Source organism: Curtobacterium sp. MCBD17_040 (assembly GCF_003234805.2).
In the GTDB taxonomy this organism is placed as follows: Bacteria; Actinomycetota; Actinomycetes; order Actinomycetales; family Microbacteriaceae; genus Curtobacterium.
Genome location: NZ_CP126274.1, coordinates 92,449 through 108,634 on the forward strand (window position 1 = coordinate 92,449; position 16,186 = coordinate 108,634).

The 16,186-nt window shown below is 67.7% G+C and carries 19 protein-coding genes; 2 read left to right on the top strand and 17 right to left on the bottom strand.

Features of this window, described 5'->3' with window-relative positions; genetic code table 11:
• Positions 1-26: 26 nt before the first annotated feature.
• The 4 genes from DEI94_RS16380 to DEI94_RS16395 all read right to left on the bottom strand — a co-directional run bounded on the left by DEI94_RS16380 (position 27) and on the right by DEI94_RS16395 (position 3,457).
• Positions 27-269, bottom strand: a complete 243-nt coding sequence (locus tag DEI94_RS16380) for a hypothetical protein (RefSeq protein WP_111025482.1) — start codon at positions 267-269, stop codon at positions 27-29.
• A 73-nt stretch (positions 270-342) separates the two neighbouring features.
• Positions 343-1,416, bottom strand: coding sequence for a hypothetical protein (locus DEI94_RS16385; protein ID WP_181441688.1), 1,074 nt, complete (start codon positions 1,414-1,416; stop codon positions 343-345).
• 53 nt (positions 1,417-1,469) lie between these two features.
• Entirely contained in the window at positions 1,470-2,414 is a 945-nt protein-coding gene (locus DEI94_RS16390) for a hypothetical protein (RefSeq protein WP_111025484.1), read from the bottom strand.
• Between the two features lie 59 nt (positions 2,415-2,473).
• A complete protein-coding gene (locus DEI94_RS16395; RefSeq protein ID WP_111025485.1) occupies positions 2,474-3,457 on the bottom strand; it encodes a hypothetical protein in 984 nt (327 codons plus the stop codon).
• Positions 3,458-3,592: 135 nt separating this feature from the next.
• On the opposite strand from DEI94_RS16395, the gene DEI94_RS16400 reads away from it, so the two are divergent.
• Complete coding sequence (locus DEI94_RS16400) at positions 3,593-4,216, top strand: IS607 family transposase (protein ID WP_111025486.1); 624 nt, start codon at positions 3,593-3,595, stop codon at positions 4,214-4,216.
• Positions 4,209-5,942, top strand: a complete 1,734-nt coding sequence (locus DEI94_RS16405) for a hypothetical protein (protein WP_146249394.1) — start codon at positions 4,209-4,211, stop codon at positions 5,940-5,942. The genes DEI94_RS16400 and DEI94_RS16405 overlap by 8 nt, the downstream gene beginning before the upstream one ends.
• On the opposite strand, the gene DEI94_RS16410 is transcribed toward DEI94_RS16405, so the two are convergent.
• The 13 genes from DEI94_RS16410 to DEI94_RS16470 form a co-directional block, all read right to left on the bottom strand.
• On the bottom strand, positions 5,936-6,358 hold the full coding sequence (locus tag DEI94_RS16410) for a hypothetical protein (RefSeq protein ID WP_111025488.1): 423 nt from the start codon (positions 6,356-6,358) through the stop codon (positions 5,936-5,938). The two genes, DEI94_RS16405 and DEI94_RS16410, sit on opposite strands and share 7 nt — an antisense overlap.
• 19 nt (positions 6,359-6,377) lie before the next feature.
• Entirely contained in the window at positions 6,378-7,385 is a 1,008-nt protein-coding gene (locus DEI94_RS16415; RefSeq protein WP_146249395.1) for a hypothetical protein, read from the bottom strand.
• Positions 7,382-8,350 (bottom strand): hypothetical protein, encoded by a 969-nt coding sequence (locus tag DEI94_RS16420; RefSeq protein WP_146249396.1) that lies wholly within the window; start codon positions 8,348-8,350, stop codon positions 7,382-7,384. Before DEI94_RS16420 ends, DEI94_RS16415 begins: the two co-directional genes overlap by 4 nt.
• A 44-nt stretch (positions 8,351-8,394) precedes the next feature.
• Positions 8,395-8,589 carry a hypothetical protein gene (locus DEI94_RS16425; RefSeq protein ID WP_111025491.1) on the bottom strand — a complete coding sequence of 65 codons (195 nt, stop codon included), beginning with the start codon at positions 8,587-8,589 and terminating at the stop codon, positions 8,395-8,397.
• Between the two features lie 52 nt (positions 8,590-8,641).
• The gene (locus DEI94_RS16430) at positions 8,642-8,785 is read right to left on the bottom strand and encodes a hypothetical protein (protein WP_181441689.1); all 144 of its coding nucleotides are present in this window, start codon (positions 8,783-8,785) and stop codon (positions 8,642-8,644) included.
• A 5-nt stretch (positions 8,786-8,790) separates the two neighbouring features.
• Entirely contained in the window at positions 8,791-9,318 is a 528-nt protein-coding gene (locus DEI94_RS16435; protein ID WP_111025492.1) for a hypothetical protein, read from the bottom strand.
• A gap of 50 nt (positions 9,319-9,368) precedes the next feature.
• Entirely contained in the window at positions 9,369-9,890 is a 522-nt protein-coding gene (locus DEI94_RS16440) for a hypothetical protein (protein WP_111025493.1), read from the bottom strand.
• A 56-nt stretch (positions 9,891-9,946) separates the two neighbouring features.
• On the bottom strand, positions 9,947-11,230 hold the full coding sequence (locus tag DEI94_RS16445; protein WP_111025494.1) for an ArdC-like ssDNA-binding domain-containing protein: 1,284 nt from the start codon (positions 11,228-11,230) through the stop codon (positions 9,947-9,949).
• 56 nt (positions 11,231-11,286) lie between these two features.
• Positions 11,287-11,718 carry a hypothetical protein gene (locus tag DEI94_RS16450; RefSeq protein WP_111025495.1) on the bottom strand — a complete coding sequence of 144 codons (432 nt, stop codon included), beginning with the start codon at positions 11,716-11,718 and terminating at the stop codon, positions 11,287-11,289.
• Between the two features lie 154 nt (positions 11,719-11,872).
• On the bottom strand, positions 11,873-12,889 hold the full coding sequence (locus DEI94_RS16455; RefSeq protein ID WP_111025496.1) for a hypothetical protein: 1,017 nt from the start codon (positions 12,887-12,889) through the stop codon (positions 11,873-11,875).
• 63 nt (positions 12,890-12,952) lie between these two features.
• Positions 12,953-14,137: a hypothetical protein gene (locus DEI94_RS16460; protein WP_111025497.1), complete on the bottom strand. Its 1,185-nt coding sequence runs from the start codon at positions 14,135-14,137 to the stop codon at positions 12,953-12,955.
• 12 nt (positions 14,138-14,149) lie between these two features.
• The gene (locus tag DEI94_RS16465; protein WP_111025498.1) at positions 14,150-14,644 is read right to left on the bottom strand and encodes a hypothetical protein; all 495 of its coding nucleotides are present in this window, start codon (positions 14,642-14,644) and stop codon (positions 14,150-14,152) included.
• Positions 14,641-15,990 (bottom strand): hypothetical protein, encoded by a 1,350-nt coding sequence (locus DEI94_RS16470; protein WP_111025499.1) that lies wholly within the window; start codon positions 15,988-15,990, stop codon positions 14,641-14,643. The genes DEI94_RS16465 and DEI94_RS16470 overlap by 4 nt, the downstream gene beginning before the upstream one ends.
• Positions 15,991-16,186: the final 196 nt, after the last annotated feature.

The following is a 16,186-nucleotide window of genomic DNA, read 5'->3' on the forward strand; positions in this document are numbered from 1 at the left end:
GCCGGGTGAACCGGCTGGGGCAGATCTCAGTCCGCCTCGGGCGGGGTGCTGCGTCGGGCGCCATGCGTTCGAATGAGCGCTATCCAGTACCAAAGGCTGACCAGGATCAGCATCGCGCCGAGCAGCCAGAACGGGAACCCGCCGACGCTCACCTGCGTGCGAATGGGGAGGAGGAGCACGACGAGGCCGATGACGGTGAACACCGACGCGACGGCAACGACGCCGCGGGTGCTGCCCTTCAGTACTGGCGGGATGAGGCTGTTCGCCATCGTGTTCCTCCTCGGCCTGCTCTATATCGGTCCGACGAGATCGAAGGGTGCGATGCGCCGTTCGCCGTTTCGGCTATCGATTGTCGGCGCCGTAGGTGAAGTAGTTCCAGAGGGCGTGGAGGGATTCCCGTTGCCCGGGTTTGAAGCCGGCGGCCGCGGCAGTGTTGATGGTGTGTTCGAGTTCGGTGGCGAGGACGCGTTTGTCGGCGACACGGTTGTGGGCGTAGCGGTACAGCTCCGGGTACTGCTGTCGAGGGAGGGTTTGGCACAGCCAGTACGCCGCCCGGTCGGAAATAAGCCGGTTCCCGTCACGTGCCACCGCTTCGCGGACGGCGTCTGCTTTCGACTGGTTCTGGTACTCGTAGTGCTCGTGCGGGGAGGCGGTGTCCGGCAGGGTGTAGCCGACGTCCATGTTCGTGCGCGAGGCGGTGTTCTGCGTGTGCTCGCGGAACAGCTCCCGGATGCGTCCGGACGTGATGTCCACCTGCAGCTGCTTCGCTTCCGTGTGCTGCACCGTGTACGAGTACGTCTGCATGCGGGTGATGGTGCGGTCGCTGGTGGCCGGGATGACCGCGTGGACGGACACGTCGAGGGCGCGGAACGACCCCGTGTCGGGGATGTCCGCGCGGTACTGCACGGCGAAGAAGTCCGCAGCGACCGCACGGTTGTCCTCAAGCCAGCGGCGGAGGTCCTCCTGCCCTGCGGGGTTCAACGCTTCGAGCAGGTTCACCTGCTTCGTCGCGGTCACCTCGAACTGGTTCCCGTCGAGGTAGCTGCCGAGGTCCCGAACCGAGATGCTGTCGACGACGTCGTCGGCGATGTTCAGGTCGACGCGTGGGGCGACGGTGACCGGTTCGAACCGGTCCATGCTGTGGTCGAAGTCGAACCCGATCGGGTCATCGGGACCGTCCGTCAGGGTCGGAGCGCCGAACGCCGGCGCCCACGGCGAGGTGTCAACGTGAGTGCCCGGCGGCGGTGACCAGACCGGTATCTCAGGGATCATCAGAGCGGCTCCGGTGGTCGACGCAGTGAGGGTGACGGCCGGTTCGGTGAAGCGACGGGCAGCGAACCTGGTGGTGTTCGGAAGGCCGGCAACGTCACGTTCCCGCGTGATCATGCGCGGGGCAGCAGCTGCTGTCATGCTCATCGGGCCCTCCGCCACTCATGTATGCGGCAGCAGGATGAGCGTCGTTCGTAGGCTTAGTTGTCGGCGCCGCGGAGGAAGTACGCGGCGAGCTCCTCGAATCGGGTGAGGCCCTTCGGGTCGCGGGTGAACGCGGCTGCGCGTGCCACTTCGGCGAGCAGGTCGCTCTTGTGGCCCATGCCGATGGAGCCGAACCTGGCCAGTTCCGGGTACAGCCGTTCCTCCAACGTTCGACACAGGGCGATGGCGGATCCATCGTCGAGGTTCCGCTCGCCGCCTCGTTCACGGATCTCCGCGTCGACGTGTCGGTAGATGGCGCGGACGATGGCGTCCTTGTCGGCGAGACCGTGGATGTAGGGGACGGTGAGAGCCCGCTCGTCGCTGATGACGATGGTGGACGCGACGTGTTCGCGGAGGAGTTTCCCGAGACCACCGGTGAGGTGCGCGTCGTCGTTCAGGTGCGCGATCGCGGTCTCCCGGATGGCGATGATGTACGCCTCTGCGGGGGTGATGCGGCCGCGGGTGACGGTGGTCCCGGCGAATGCGTCAACGTCTCGCCATCCTCGAGCTCGACGGTCGGTTGGCTTCAGGGGCTCGGACACGTTCAGGGTCGCGCCGTACTTCGTGCGGAAGAACGTCCGCACCTGCCGTTCGTTCCGACGAAGCCACTGCTCCCAGGTCTCCTCGGTCATCTGACCGCGGTACAGCAGCAGGTTCAGGTTCAGCGACGCGGTGACGTGGAACGTGCTGTCCTCGTGGGCGCTGATGGACAGCGCCCGAAGCGGTGCCCCCTCCGGCAGGCCTAGCTGGTCGGCGGTGTACCGTACCTCCCCGGTCTTGAGGCCGGTGTCCCACTGCTGCCAGTGGAATTGTGCTGGCTCGTTCGGGTCGACAGGACCTGCCGGCTGCACGGCGACGTGTTCCGGTTCCGGGGCGGTGGACTGCTGGAACTCGTGCGCGAACTCCGCCAGTTCGCGGGGAAGTGGCGGTGCTGCGCTCACGGTGTTGCTCCTTCAGTGCTGGTGGTGATGACCTGCACGTATGCGGCGAACAGTTGCGGTCACGGCCGGTAGAACCGCCCCGACTCGTCGTCGCAGATGAAGCCCAGAGCCGTCGCGAGGTCGATCTGCAACGTGTCGGAGTCGAGGTCGTCGCGGAGTCGGGCGAACCCGTCGGCGACCTGCTGCTTCGCCCACTCAAGGGAGACAGGGCGGCCATTCACGACGGTGGGGATTCGAGTGCGTAGGGTGAGCTCGTCGCCGTACTCGAAGCTGTCCTCGAAGTCCAAGCCGTACCGCTCACGGATGAACCGCTCTGCAGTGTTCAGGTCCTCGTTGGTCACCCGGTTCTCGTACAGGCCCCAGTACCGCTCGGTGGCGGCTTCGCCCTCGAGGTCGGGTTCTGCCTCGCCGGTGAAGATCTCCGCGAGGAATGCGGGTGGCAGCGTCCGCTCGTAGGTGATGGCGTCCTCGTCGACGTACGCCGACCCGGCGCCCTCCGGGAAGGTCGTGATCTCGGTCTCCTCGAGCGACGCGTTGGTCACGCGGTGCGCCAGGGTGAGCGCTTCGCCATGCCCCCATCCGTCTTCGACCATCGGCAGCTGCTGCGTCAAGCGTGCAATCTCCGCGTGGAGGTCGCCGTGCTGCTCGGCGGGAACGACACGCTTCGCGGCGCGGAGCATGTCGATGCGCTTGTCGAGGATGCCGGCGGCGACGGCGTCCTCCACGAACGCGCGGCTGTTCTCGTACACGTCCACCTCGATGTCGAAGTCGGCGGTGGACGCGACGTAGGTGACGCTCACGCCGTCGCCCCACACGTTCCGACCGTCGGCGACGATGTTGACATCCACCCCATCGACGACGATGCGGTCCGGAACGTACGTCGGGTCAGTGACCCGGTAGGTGGTGTCGAACCGCTTGTTGAACGCCTTCGTGGTCAACCCGTCGAGGGTGACCTCGTCGCCGGTGCGGAGGTGCCCGTCGAACAGACCCTTATTGCCGCCCTTACCGGTGTTCCCACGTCGCAGCTGTGTCGATGTCGCCATGCCAAGCATGTGCGCGGCAGGACGTGGCGGTGGTCAGCCGAAGTGGTCGCAGTCCGGGTTGGCGCTGTTCGTTGGTGGTGAACGAATAACGGTTGGTGAGGGTGAACGAGTGAGTTTCGCCGCATAGCTGTTGGCATGAACTTGACCGAGTGGGCCCGGGTGCAGGGTGTGCATCCACAGACGGCGCGGAAGTGGTTCCGGGAGGGAACGCTTCCGGTGCCCGCACGTCGGGTTGGGCCGCGCACGATTCTGGTGAACATCGACGCTGCGACCGCTGGCACCGACGCGAACGGGGTCGGGTTGTACGCACGGGTTTCCTCGCATGACCAACGCGGTGACCTGGAACGCCAGACCGCGCGGCTTGCAACCTGGGCCGCAAATGGCGGACTGCGCGTCGTTCGGGTTGAGGCCGAGGTTGGGTCGGGGATGAACGGTGATCGGGCGAAGGTGCGACGACTGCTGGCGGACCCGGCGGTGACCGTGGTGGTGGTGGAGCACCGCGACCGGCTCGGTCGGATGAACACCGAACTCGTCGAATCGGCGCTTGCTGCTGCCGGTCGACGGCTGGTGGTCCTGGACGACGGTGAACTCGACGATGACCTGGTTCGGGACATGACTGAGGTGCTGACCTCGTTCTGTGCTCGCCTGTACGGACGTCGCTCCGCGCGGAACCGAGCGTCGCGGGCGTTGACGGCTGCAGCAGTGTCAGAGGGTGCTGGCATGGTCGACGATCCGCGCATAGAGGACCTGCATGCCTGAACGGACTTCGACGACAGCGGCGACTGACGTCGCCGCTGTCGTCGCGCCGAAACGGTCGAAGCCGGGGCTTCGGGTGTTGGCGGACCCGTTCGTTGTCGCCACCCCCACCGGTGCCCGCACCCGCACCCGCCTGCACCTTTCCGCGGCGGAGGCCGCTGCCCTGACTCGCATCGGGGAGTATCTGGGTGGGCAGTACCGGCAGACCCTCGCTAACCGCATCCGTTTGGGTCGTCTTGACCAGGACGGCCGGAAGCTGTGGCGTGCGGAGGAAAAACGCCGCCTGACAGCGGTGTCGTCGTCGCGGTGGGCGGGTGCGCTGACGCGGGCGGTGAATGACCAGTACCAGCTCGGGATGCGCGGCCTTGTCGCAGAGGTCCGCATGCTGCACCAGGCCACGGAGCACATCGCTGCCCGGATGGCGGTGCCCGTTGGGGAGAACGTTCCCGGGACGGTTCGCCGGTCCAAGCCCATCCGCGGGTATGCGTCTGAGAACGAACGGTTCATGAAGTCCCGCCGCCGCGGGGCCCTCCTGACCCGCCTGAACCATGCTCGCGCTGACCTGTCCGCGGGCACTCCGACCGTCGTCGTCGGGTCGGGCCGGCTGTGGCGCAACCGGGAGCACCTCGACGAAGCTGGGCTCACCCGGGAAGCGTGGGAGGAGCAGTGGGCGGCGGCGCGGATGTTCCTCACCGCGGACGGGGAATCCGGGACCATCGGTGGGAACCACACCATCCGTGTCCTTCCCGACGGGCGAGTCCACGTCAAGGTCCCCGCCGCCCTGGTCGCGGAACTCGGCACGCGGCAGCTGCTGCTGACGGCGCCGCTGACGTTTACCACGCATTGTGGGGCCGAGTGGGCCGACCGGGTGGACCAGCGCAAGGCCGTCCGGTACGACATCAGCGTCGAAGCGAACGGCCGCTGGTATCTGCACCCGTCGTGGGCATACCCGGAAGCACCGACCGTGCCGCTTGACGCGTTGCGGCAGCAGCGGACGCTGGGGGTGGATGTCAACGGCGGGCACTTCGACGCCGCCGTCATCGACGTGTCCGGCAACGTCATCGGCCGCCCCGTCCGCTTGGAAGCACCCCTCGAGGGGCTGCCGGCGTCCGCTCGGGACGCGCACCTGCGGCACACGGTCACCCGGCTCATCACCCTCGCCCAGCAGCACGGGTGCGCGTCCATCAGCATCGAGGACCTCGGCTTCGACGACGCCCGCGCGACCGGTCGGGAAACCATGGGCCGCGGGAAAGCGGGGAAACGGTTCCGCCGCACCGTCGCCGGCATCCCAACAGCCAAGTTCCGGCAACGCCTGGTCGGGATGACCGCCACCGCCGGCCTGTCCGTGATTGCGGTGGACCGGGCGTACACATCAGCGTGGGGGAAGCAGCACTGGCTGCAGCCCCTCATCGAAACGTTCGGTGGCAGCATCGACGGCCATCGTGCCGCCGCGGTTGTCATCGGTCGACGGGCGCTCGCCCGGAAAGCACGGCGCACTCCCGCCGGACCCCGACCGCGACAGAGGACGCGGCCAGGCCAGCCGACAGGACGACCGCAAGGTCAGCCGCGCACTCCACGAGCCGCCCGTGAAGGGTCGCGCACGACACCGCCAACCCCACAGGATGGGTTCGGCCGTGTCGCACACAGCAACGTGGCCCGCCGTCAACACCGTTCGGACGGCACAGTGCACCGCAAGCGAGTCGTCGACTCACTTACGCGCACTCAGTAGGAACGGTTGTTGCAGGCGCCGGACATCGCCAGCCCCCACCCGCACAGCTCGCAGTGGCCGCCGTCCCGAACACGTTGCGCTCGAGATGTTGCTGCGTGCCCGCCGTGCTGTGGATGGGTGAGCCCCCACAGCGGATCGCGGTCGTCGTTGAGCCAGATCGATTCCGCGTCGCCGGCGAACCGCTGCACCTCCTCCTCGGTGAACCCGTTGGACCATCCGGAAGCGATCTGCAGGTCAGGTCCGCCGGGCCGGACGCCGCGGATGTACGTGGTCGTTTCGTACAGGTGTGTCACGCCCAGGTTGTGGACGAACGACTTGATCAGGAGATGATTCTCCAGCGGAAGGCGCCGCTCTCGGAGCGCGTCGTCGATAGACGCGTAGCGGTGTTGGCCGCGAGAGTCGGATTCGGTGGGCACCCGCTCACCGTAGCGCCGGCTACGGACCTTCGACGAGGTGCACTTCTTCCCAGAACGCGCGGCGGTTGGTGGAAGCCTGCGGGCCGACCTCGTACTGGTTGTACTGGTTCAGCACGTCCGTGAGATGGTCGTGGAGCTGGCGGCCCTTCTCGGTGAAGTTCCCGTCGACGATGTACTCGCCCTTCGGCAGTCCACGGACACGGACGTTGACAGACTTCGTGCTTGCCTGCGCGCTGCTGACGAGAACGGTCGCCCCGTCGGAGAAGAAACCCACACTGTCGAGGTCGCGGAGGTCAGCGCGGACCTCCTGTGCGATGGCAGCGGTTCGTCGGCCGTCGACGTAGCGGTCCCCGGAGATGCGGTGTGTGTCCACGGGGCCGGCGTGCAGCAGTTCCTTCACCGGCGGCGTTGGTCGAGCGGCCTCGATGAGGGTGCCGTGGCGGTACCAGTCCGCTGTGCCGTCAGGGAGGACGACGGCGGGACCTCCGTGCCGGTGAAGGTCCCCGTCGAGGTAGAAGGCGATGCTGCCTTCCTCACCGACGTGCACCTCGTAGCTCCCGTTGCCGGAGGACCACACCTGCACCTGTTCGCCGCCCTCGTGTCGGACGCCGGCGTAGTGCAGGCCGATGCGCTCGCCGTCGGGGACGCCGAGGATGTCCTCCGGGTCGCGGGTGCCGGCGGGGATGCGGGTGCCGTGGTGGTACCAGTCCTCGCGACCGTCGTTGTGGATGAGCGCTGGGCCGCCGTCGCGGTGCAGCTCCTCATCCTGATGGAACATGACGATGCCGCTCCACTCCGTGACCTCTGTGCGGCCATCCTCCGTCACCCAGCACACCGTGCGGTCCTCCCCAAGCCGCCCGTACCCCGCGAAGCGGAGGCCGAGACGTTCACCCTCCGGGATGCCAAGACGGTCCTCGAGATTCGCCGGCACCGCCGCGACAAGCCCCGCCGGTGCTTCATCATGGCGGCCAAACGTGAACGTGCCGTTCCCGAGACGCGGCTGCCCAGCCGCTGCGTTCGCCGTCATGCTGCAGCTCCGTTGTGCTGCTGGCGCTTGCTGCGACGTTCCGCGGCGGCGTCCTCGTCGAGCTTCCAGATGACCCCAGCGTGGAAGTCGGTCTCGCTGACCCGTTCGCTCCGGTACCCGAGATGCTCGGCGAGATGCGACTGCATCGCGCCGCCGTATTCGTAGTCGTTGCGGGCCGCGAGGAGCTTCGTCTCGCTCTCGACCCGGTCACCCATCTGCTCGACTGAGGTGCCCGTTGCGCCCTCCGGGCCGTACTCAACGTAGAACTCGACCGCGAGATGGCCGTAGTCGCCGTCCCAGCTTGCGTCCGCGCCGTACCGGGTTCGGAAGTACTCCTCGACGTCGCCGAAGGTGATGCCCGCATCGTCGAGCGCCTTGTCCACACGTTCGGCGTAGTCGAGGTCGTCCTCGTCGTCGCGGCGGTCCCCGGCGACGATAGAACCGATCAGGTCTGGGCCGACGCGGTACCCGTAGGCGATGCCGTCCTCACCCACCTCGGCGTAGTCCGCTCGCGCGTTGATGGGGTCTGTGCCGTAGTCGCCGCCGTCGAGACGGGTGTCCATCAGTGACGCCGCGGAGTGCAGCGGCAGGTCACCCCAGTACTCGTCGTAGTTCGCCGGCTTCGTCGGCGTCTGCGCCGCTCCTGCACCCGACGTCTGGTGCTCCGTCAGCTCGTCGCTGAACACGTCTGCTTCGTGCCCGTCGTCGAAGCGGACGCGGAACATCGGCCCGACCTCCTCGACGTCATACTCCGACTCGTCGAGGGGGCCGATGACGTGGACGCGCTGCCCGTGCCGGCCGTCGAGGTCGGTCTCGCTGGTGTTGCCTGGAGTTGGATGCTTATAGAGCGCAGTCACCGTTTCAGCTGGCACCCCGGTGAGTGTCGCTTCGCTCTCGCTGTTCGTCTTCGCGACAAACTGGCCGCTGCCGGCGCGGGGGTGGTCGTGCTCGTTGAAGGTGCTCACGACCGGCATGTGTGCGGCGTCCGCCGCGCCTTCACTGCGGGACGTCAGTCGTCGTCGTCGTTCCAGCCGATGGCGTTGTCCTGGAACTCCCTCGTGGCGTCCCCGACCACACCCTGGTGGTACTCGTCGAGCTGCGCGTAGCCAGCCTCGAATTCGTCGGTGTCCATCGTCTCCATCGACCCGATGAGTTCTTGCGTGAGGTGCTCTTGCTCGTCCCAGTTGTCGTCCTGCTTGGCCACGGCGTCCCCTTTGGTTGGTGGCGTCAGCGTACGGGGCCTCGGGTTGCCCGGGTTAGACGCCGAGTTCGTCGAGGCGGTTGGCGCAGTCGAGGCAGCTCACCCGGCCGATGGTGGTGGTGGGTTCCCCGCGGACGCCGCAGTAGCCGAGGGTGCGGTCTTCGCCGATGGTGAGGTGAATCGTCTGAGTGGGCTGCATGGTGGCTACTTCTGTCGGCTGCGTGCTCGGAGGGCCGCTTCGAGGTTCGCGGCGTGATCGCGGGGGAGGGCGATGAGTGCGGGAGCTGGCGCGGTCTGGTCCGCGCCTTCGAACAGGATGATGTGGACCATCTTGTCGGTGGTGTGGGTGACGGTCGCGTCGATGCCAGCGAAGGTGATGATGCCGAGGCGGTCCCGGTTCGCGGTCTGGGTGCCGTGTTCGGTGGGGTCGGTGATGGTGACGGGGATGCCGGAGTTGGAGCCGGCGAGGCGGGCGAGGGTGAGGTCGTCGGAGATGCGGGCGGTGTCCGCGTCGGTGAGGGCGAGGGTGGCGACGGGTTCGTTGGTCTCGTCGTAGAGCACGATGTCGAGGATCCCGTTGCCGTCGTCGAACCGGTCGATGTCCTCGACGTGGAACGCGGCGCTGCCGTTCCGGTCCGCGTGCCGGCTGGTGAGCTCGTTGAACGTTCCACCCCCGGGGTAGAACCCGCGCGGGTTCCGGACGGGACGGGACGGCGAAGTGGTGCTGTTCATGCCATAGCTATGCGCGGACACACCTGAACGCGGATGCGGCCTCGTATCTGCTACTGGAAGGTGATGACTGCGTCGGCATCTCCGGTGGGGTCGGGGTCCTCGTCGTCGCCGAGCTGGAGGAGGTCCATGATCAGGTTGCTTCCCCACGGCTCGTCGGCAAACGTGTTCGACGTGTGCACCCAGAGGGTGTCGCGGTCGCCGTCACGGACGATGTCCGGTTCCCAATCGGGCCTGCTCGATGAACCTCGGTTGATGAGCGTCAGCTCCGCGGCGTCCGGGAAGTGCTTCCGGACGGTGTGCTCGATGTTGGTCCTGGCGACGTCAGCGCGAAGCCGTCGGAGGCGGACGGTCGCTTGCCCGACCAGCTCGTTCGCGGCCGCGAGGGACGCGTCGTCGTCGCCGTGGAGATACCCGGCGATTCGGGAGAGGTCCGATTTCAGCCACTCAGCCTGCTCGGCCGCCTGCTCCCGGTGACTGGTGCGGCTGAGGGTGACCTCCGCGGCGGCCCGGTGCTGCTGGGCGAAGCGTCCGTCGCGTCCGTGGACGTTCCCACGCTGGTCTCGTGAAGGCATACCGGCTATGTGCGCGGGGCGTCACCAAGCGCACTTCCGGTGACGCCCCGGCTGTTTCATGCCGCGGCGGCTGCCTTCGCACGGGTGCTGGTGCGGCGGGGTGCTGCGCGCTTCTTCGTAGCGGTGGCGGTGCGCGGCTTCTTCTTCGCGTCCTTCTCCGCCTTGATGCGCGCCTTGATCGCTTCGAGTTCGGCTTCTTCGGCGGCCTTGGCGTCGCCGGTGGGCTCGAGGACGTTCCGCCAGTTGTGGTCGGTCATGAGCTTCTCGAACGCGCGGGTGACGGCCTCACCGGTACGGCGGACGGTTTCTGCGGACCCGTCGGTGTGCTTGGCCCAGCCGAACACGTATGAACCGTTGGCTTTGCCGACCTCGGGGCTCATGCCGTTCGCTCGCAACACCAGGTAGCTGAGGCTGTCCGCTTCGACTTCCATCGCACCGCGGTGCCCGCCCTCACCGGTGGTGTATTCGTCGGCGCGTTCGATGTGGCCGGCGTAGACGTGGCCGAGTTCGTGGGCGAGGACGCGTGCGCGGGTCCCGGGGTTGAGCCCCTTCTTCACGACGATGCGCTTCGAGCCGTCCGTGGTGGTGTAGCCGAGGTTGCTGCCGGTGAGATCCTCCTCCTCGAGAGTGAACCCGGCGCCGGCGACTGCCTGCTCGAGGTCCTCGATGAACCCAGCCGGTGGTTCCTCAGACAGGGTCTGGTAGTCGTCGGGGAGGGTGACGTTGTCGATCTGGCTGATGTCGAACACCGGGCGGGCGGACCAGCCGCGGAACACTTCCCGCTTCTTCGGCTTCCCGTCCTCGTCGAGGGCGACGTTGCCGTTGCTGTCGGTGACGGTCTCCTTGAACGTGTTCGGGCCGAGGACGTGCAGCGCCTTCTCGCCCTTCTTCACCACCTGAAGGAACTGCCCCTCCGGGAGATCCGGGTTCTGCTTCCGGGCGAGGGCCTCCCAGAACGAGAACGGAGCGACGCGGGAGGAGGGCGCCTTCCCGCGGGAGGCGAGCTCGAGGTCGATGAGGAGCCGGTTCGTAAACGAGTAGCGGCGGAAGGACGACATGGTGCGCAAATAGTCGCGCCAGCCCTCGTCCGTGGCGAGGGTCTCCACGTGGTCGTCGAGCTCGGCGAGGTACGCCCGCGCCCGGTCACCGCTGTTGTCGTACTCGCGGGTGAACACGTCATCGACGGTGTCCGTGGGGGCGGTGACGGCCGTGAGGGTGATGTCGTCGGCGTCCCGGTTGTGCTCCGCGAAGGTGCCGCCGGAGAGGGTCTGCCCGGCCGCGTTGACGCGGCGTCCAACACCACGGTCCTTCGCTCGTACTGCCACTGCTGCTGCGCTCATACCGGTTCTGTGCGCGGCAGCCCGACGACGGCGGGGCAGTCCCGCCGTCGTCGGTGTTAGACGGCTGGGCGTGGGATGAGTTCGGATTCCTCGGCGCCGTGTTCGTCCATCAGGGCTTGCAGGCGTGGGTCCTCGAAGGAGGTGAAGAACCAGTCTTCCCCGTGGCCGCAGTCCACGACCTTCCCGGCGTCGTTCAGGGTGACGCGCACGAACACATCGTTGCCGCGGAAGACGGAGTCGCTCATCCCGTACAGCAGGTCGATGCAGCCGTCGCTGTCGTCGATGCTGATGTCTGGCAGGCCGAGGTTCTCGAACGACGTGTTGACGTCGCGGATTGCCCGGATGGAGTGCAGCGGCAGCCTGTCCGGCGACCCGATGACGAAGTGCCCAAGCGGTGGCTTGAGATGGACGCTCGCCGCGGAGCGGTCGTGTTCAGCGAACCGTGTGCGGTGGGGCCCCGACCCGCCCACCCGGATGATCTTTCCCATACAGACGGTATATGCGGCGGATAGTTAGACGGGTTAAACAATCTGGCGTGTTTCGGGCTCGTTGTTTGTCACCCGAAAGCGGCAACGGTGCATTTTGCGCCGAGGACAGGGCCGTCACTCCGGGGCTGCACATGGATTGCGTGTACCCCGATGGCTAGGACGCGGCTGGCGTGCACGCCAGGACCTTCACGCCCCAGCCCGTGGTCGTCGAGAACGTCGTGTACGTGTACGGGGAGGTCTCGCTGACGGTGATGCTATTGCCCGCAGAGGTTGACTGGGTGAACAGCTGCGTCCCGGCGGTGCACGTCGGGGAGTACTGCCCCTGCGCGATGACGTGCGGGGTGTGGTTCACCGTGGTTGGCGCGGTCGGCTCCGGCGTCCGCTTCGGGGTCTGCGGCGCCTTCGACGGGGAAGCGGACGGCGACGGAGCGGGACTCGGCGTCGGCGACGGCTTCGGGGAAGGCTTCGGGGACGCGGTGACCGGCTTCACCGGATGGGCAGCGTTGTCGCTGATGAGCTCCTGGCCGACGCTGGCGTACTCGGCCAGCGACGCGGCGATGTGTGAGGCGCTGCCGGTGGTGTCGATGTCGGACGCCTGCGCGAACGAGGTTTGCAGCGTGTTCGACGCCCCCTGGTTGCTGGTGAGCACGGATGCGGACTGCGACCCGGCGACCCGAGCGGCGCTTCGCAGATCGGCGGCCACTTCGTCGTAGACGGACTGCACCGTACCGGTGCTCGTGTCCGTCAGTGATGTGTTGTGCGTCACGCCCGCGGTGACTCGGGTGACGGCGAGCGTGGCGTCCCGGAAGGATTCCTTCCCGGTGGGGAGATCCGTCGCCGCGTTCGGTTCCGTCAACGATGCCCCTTCGTCGAGGGCCTTCAGGTCGTTGCTGAACGTGGTCAGCACGTTGGCGGGGAACAGAGCCTTGTTCGTGCTCGGCAGCGGCGCCATCGCATGTTCGAGCGTGGCGGAGCGCTTCGTCGCCGCGGTGAACCGGTTGTGCGCTGCGGTGTTCTTCCGGAGTGCGGCGCTGAGCTTCGACTGCGCGTGGGTCAGCGCAGCCTGGTCAGCTTTCCTCGGGTTGATGACGAGCATGAACGTGCACGCGATGACCGCCGCGACGAGGACGGCGACGACGGTGAGGACGATGGGGACGGTGCGGCGGGACACGTGGGGTTCCTTCCGGAAGCGGCGGTGACGACATCGGGTTCTATGCGGTCACCGCCGGGCCGGTCAGGACTGGCAGTGGAACACCGTCACGTCCCAGCCGCCGGTGTCCGCCTGCGTCATCGTGTACGTGAACGAGAAGCCGGGGGAGAGGGTGAGGGTGTCCCCGTCGTCGGCGTGCTGGGTGAACGCTGCCTCCCCGGCAGTGCACTGCGGTTGGTAGTCCGCGGAGGTCTGGACCGTCGGTTTTGTCGGCGTCGGCGTCGCAGTCGGTGACGGCGTGGACGTGGGCGAATCAGTGACCGGCGGCGCAGGAGTCGCCGTCGCGGACGGCGACGCCGTCGGGCTCGGTGGCGCGGTCGGGGAGGGCGACGCTTCGGCAGCCTTCTGCGAAGCGTCGTCCGCCTTCTTCTGCGCGGCGGCCTTCGCCTGGGCGACCTTCAGCGCGGCCGCGCCGACCTTTTCCGACGAGTTCAACGCCTTCCCCGCCGTGTTGTAGTTGACGACCGCGTCGCTGAGGGCGACGATCTGGGCATCGGTCATCGACGTGGAGCCGGTCTTCGTCGCCGCGCCGACGGCGGTGACGGCGGCGTTGAACTGCTGCTGGCTGGTGGGGGAGGCGAGGGTGTCCGCTGCGAGGACGCCGGGGCCGGTGTTCGCTGCCGCCTGTCCGAGGTGAACCATGGCGGTGATGGCGGTGTTCCGCGCGTGGGTCACCCCGGAAGCTGCGGTGCGGGTGCTTGAGGTTGCGGTTTGGGTCGCGCGAACCTTCCCGGACACCGTGCCGGTCGCCAGCCGATACCCAGTGAGGGTCGGGAGCGGGTCCGGGACGGTCGCGCTGGCGGGCTTCCCGGCGGGGGCTGTGAGCGCGCCGGCAAGGTTCTCGTCGGCGTCATGAACGGCGGCGACGGCGGGCTTAGAGAACAGGGCCGCGCGGACGTGGATGTCCTTGCTGATGGCGGCGGAGACCGCTGCGCCCTGGTCGTGGGTGCTGTGGAAGTCCGCGAGCACCGACGTGAAGGACGACTGCGCCAAGCTCAGACGGTTCAGCTCCGCGGTGTACCCGCGACGCACGGTCGCCAGCTCCTGCTCCCGGATGGGGAACGTGTACATCGACGCCAGGGCGTACACGAGGGCGAGGAGCAGGGCCACGCCGGTGACCACCCAACCGCGGTTGGCTCTCGCCCACTCGCCCGCGGTGGGCGGCATGAGCAGCGGAGCGGCGGGAACGTCGTCGAAGAGAACGGACATGACCTGCTCCGACTACGCGAACTCGTCGAACGCCGGCACCTGCGGCGCCGGGTCGGCAGGCGCCGGCCGGGCGGCGGGTGCTGCGGCCTCGGCAGTAGTGGACCGGATGCCGAGGAGGGTCTTGAACTGGTCCGCGACTCCGTCGGGGAACACCCGGTCGTGCAGGCTGTAGAACGTCATCATCGCCTGCAGCTGCGTCAGCGACGCCGTGCGTTCCGCGGCGGCAGCGGAGCGCTCCGCGGCGTCTGCCTGACGGGCGGTCGCGTCCGCGAGCGCGGTGAGAGCCGCGGCGATGGTGCGCTGACCTTCGGTGTTGTCGCGGAGTTCCGCGGCGACTTCGGCGGCAGCCCACGCGAGAGTGGCGGTCTGCCGGGCGGAGCTGGTGGCGAACTGCGAGTGGTTGAGCTGACGCACTCGCTTCGCTCCGGCTTCCCTCCCGGACACGAGGGCGACCTCCGCCGGCTGCTCCGGAGTACCCGTCTGGGAAATGTCTGCGGCGATGGTCACTTCGATTCCTTCTTGCTCTTGATGCGGTTGCGGCGGATGAACACGAGGCGGATGAGTTCCTCGGTAGCGACGAGGGACCACAGAGGGATGGACCCGGAGAACACCACGCCGTAGATGGACTGCGGGGTGATGAGGTGCTCGTGCCAGAACGTGAACGTGTGGAGGAAGTTCGCCACGACGCTGAACCCGGTGAAGATGGACAAGTACAGGCGGGTGGTCCACACCTTGTCGCCGCGGGCCTTGAACACCATCAGCGCCCAGCTGAACCCGACGATGGCGACGTCGAGGCTGATCACCGGCAGCCACTGCACCTGGTGCGGGAACCCGATATTCGCCGCCTCGGAGTACACGGACGTGAACGACGACGTCAGGTTCGCGGCGAGGATGCCGGACAGGGCGATGACGGCAACGACCATCACCCACCGCTGGTCCGGGTCGATGAGGGGGAACTTCTTGACCTTCACCAGCCCCTCGAACTGCTGCTCCGAGTTCTGAATGTCGGAGTACGTCGCCGTGGTCTTCGCCGACACCGTGTGTGTGTCCAGTGCGGGGTCCTCCGCCGGTGGGACAGCAGCAGCAGCAGCAGCAGCAGCGGGAGCGGGAGCGACGTCAGCGGTGACCGGCGCGACTTCAGTCGGAACGACGGCGGAGGTCGCCTCGACGCTGGCGACGGGCTCGTCCCCGCCGGTCGCGGTGACGTTGGCGGCGACGGTGGAGGCCGCGGCATCGACGTCGGTGTCCTCGTGGACCGGAGCGGCCGAATCAGCATCGGTGGTCGGGTCGGTGGCGGCCTCGTCGTCAACGACCTCCAAGAGGCCGGCGCCGACGGGCTCCGCGAACTCCTCGGGCTCAGCATCTGCGGAGGCAGCGACGGGCTCCTCCACGGGAGCGTCCTCGACAAGGTCATTGACCGGCTTCGGCTTCTTGCCGGCGGGACGACCTCGGCTCGCCTCGAGCTGCTCGAGCGTGACCGACAGACCGAGCGACGCAGGCTCTACGACGGGAGCGTGCTTCTGCGGGACAGCGGCGGGCACCTCAGCGAGAAGGTCAGCGATCACCGTCTGCTCCTGCACCGGTGCCGGCTGCAGCTCCGGTGTCGGCGCTTCCGCGACCGGTGGCGGCTCCGGGTCACTGACCCGAACAGCGGCAGGAGCTGCGGCGACCTCCAGGAGAACATCCGCCGACACCGGCCGAACGGTGACCGGCTCCACGACCGCTACCGGCCCGCTGAACACATCCGGGTCCTCGAACAAATCGTGGTCGATGACGGGGGCGGCAGGTCGCTCCACGATGGCAGGGCTGATGGCAGCGCCGCCAACGTCGAGGACGTCAGTCTGCTGAGGCATGTCCGGTCTCCTACAGAAGGGGAAGGTGTCGTACCCCACCTCTATGCGCGGAACCGACAGCCGCCGGGAGCAACCCGACCACCCGCACCCCGGTCGGGCGCAGTCGCGAAACCTGCTCGAGCCAACACTCCCGATCAACTCCTAGGACCCGTCCGCACGACGCGCCCTCACCGCGAGAAACCGCGGACTATCTATG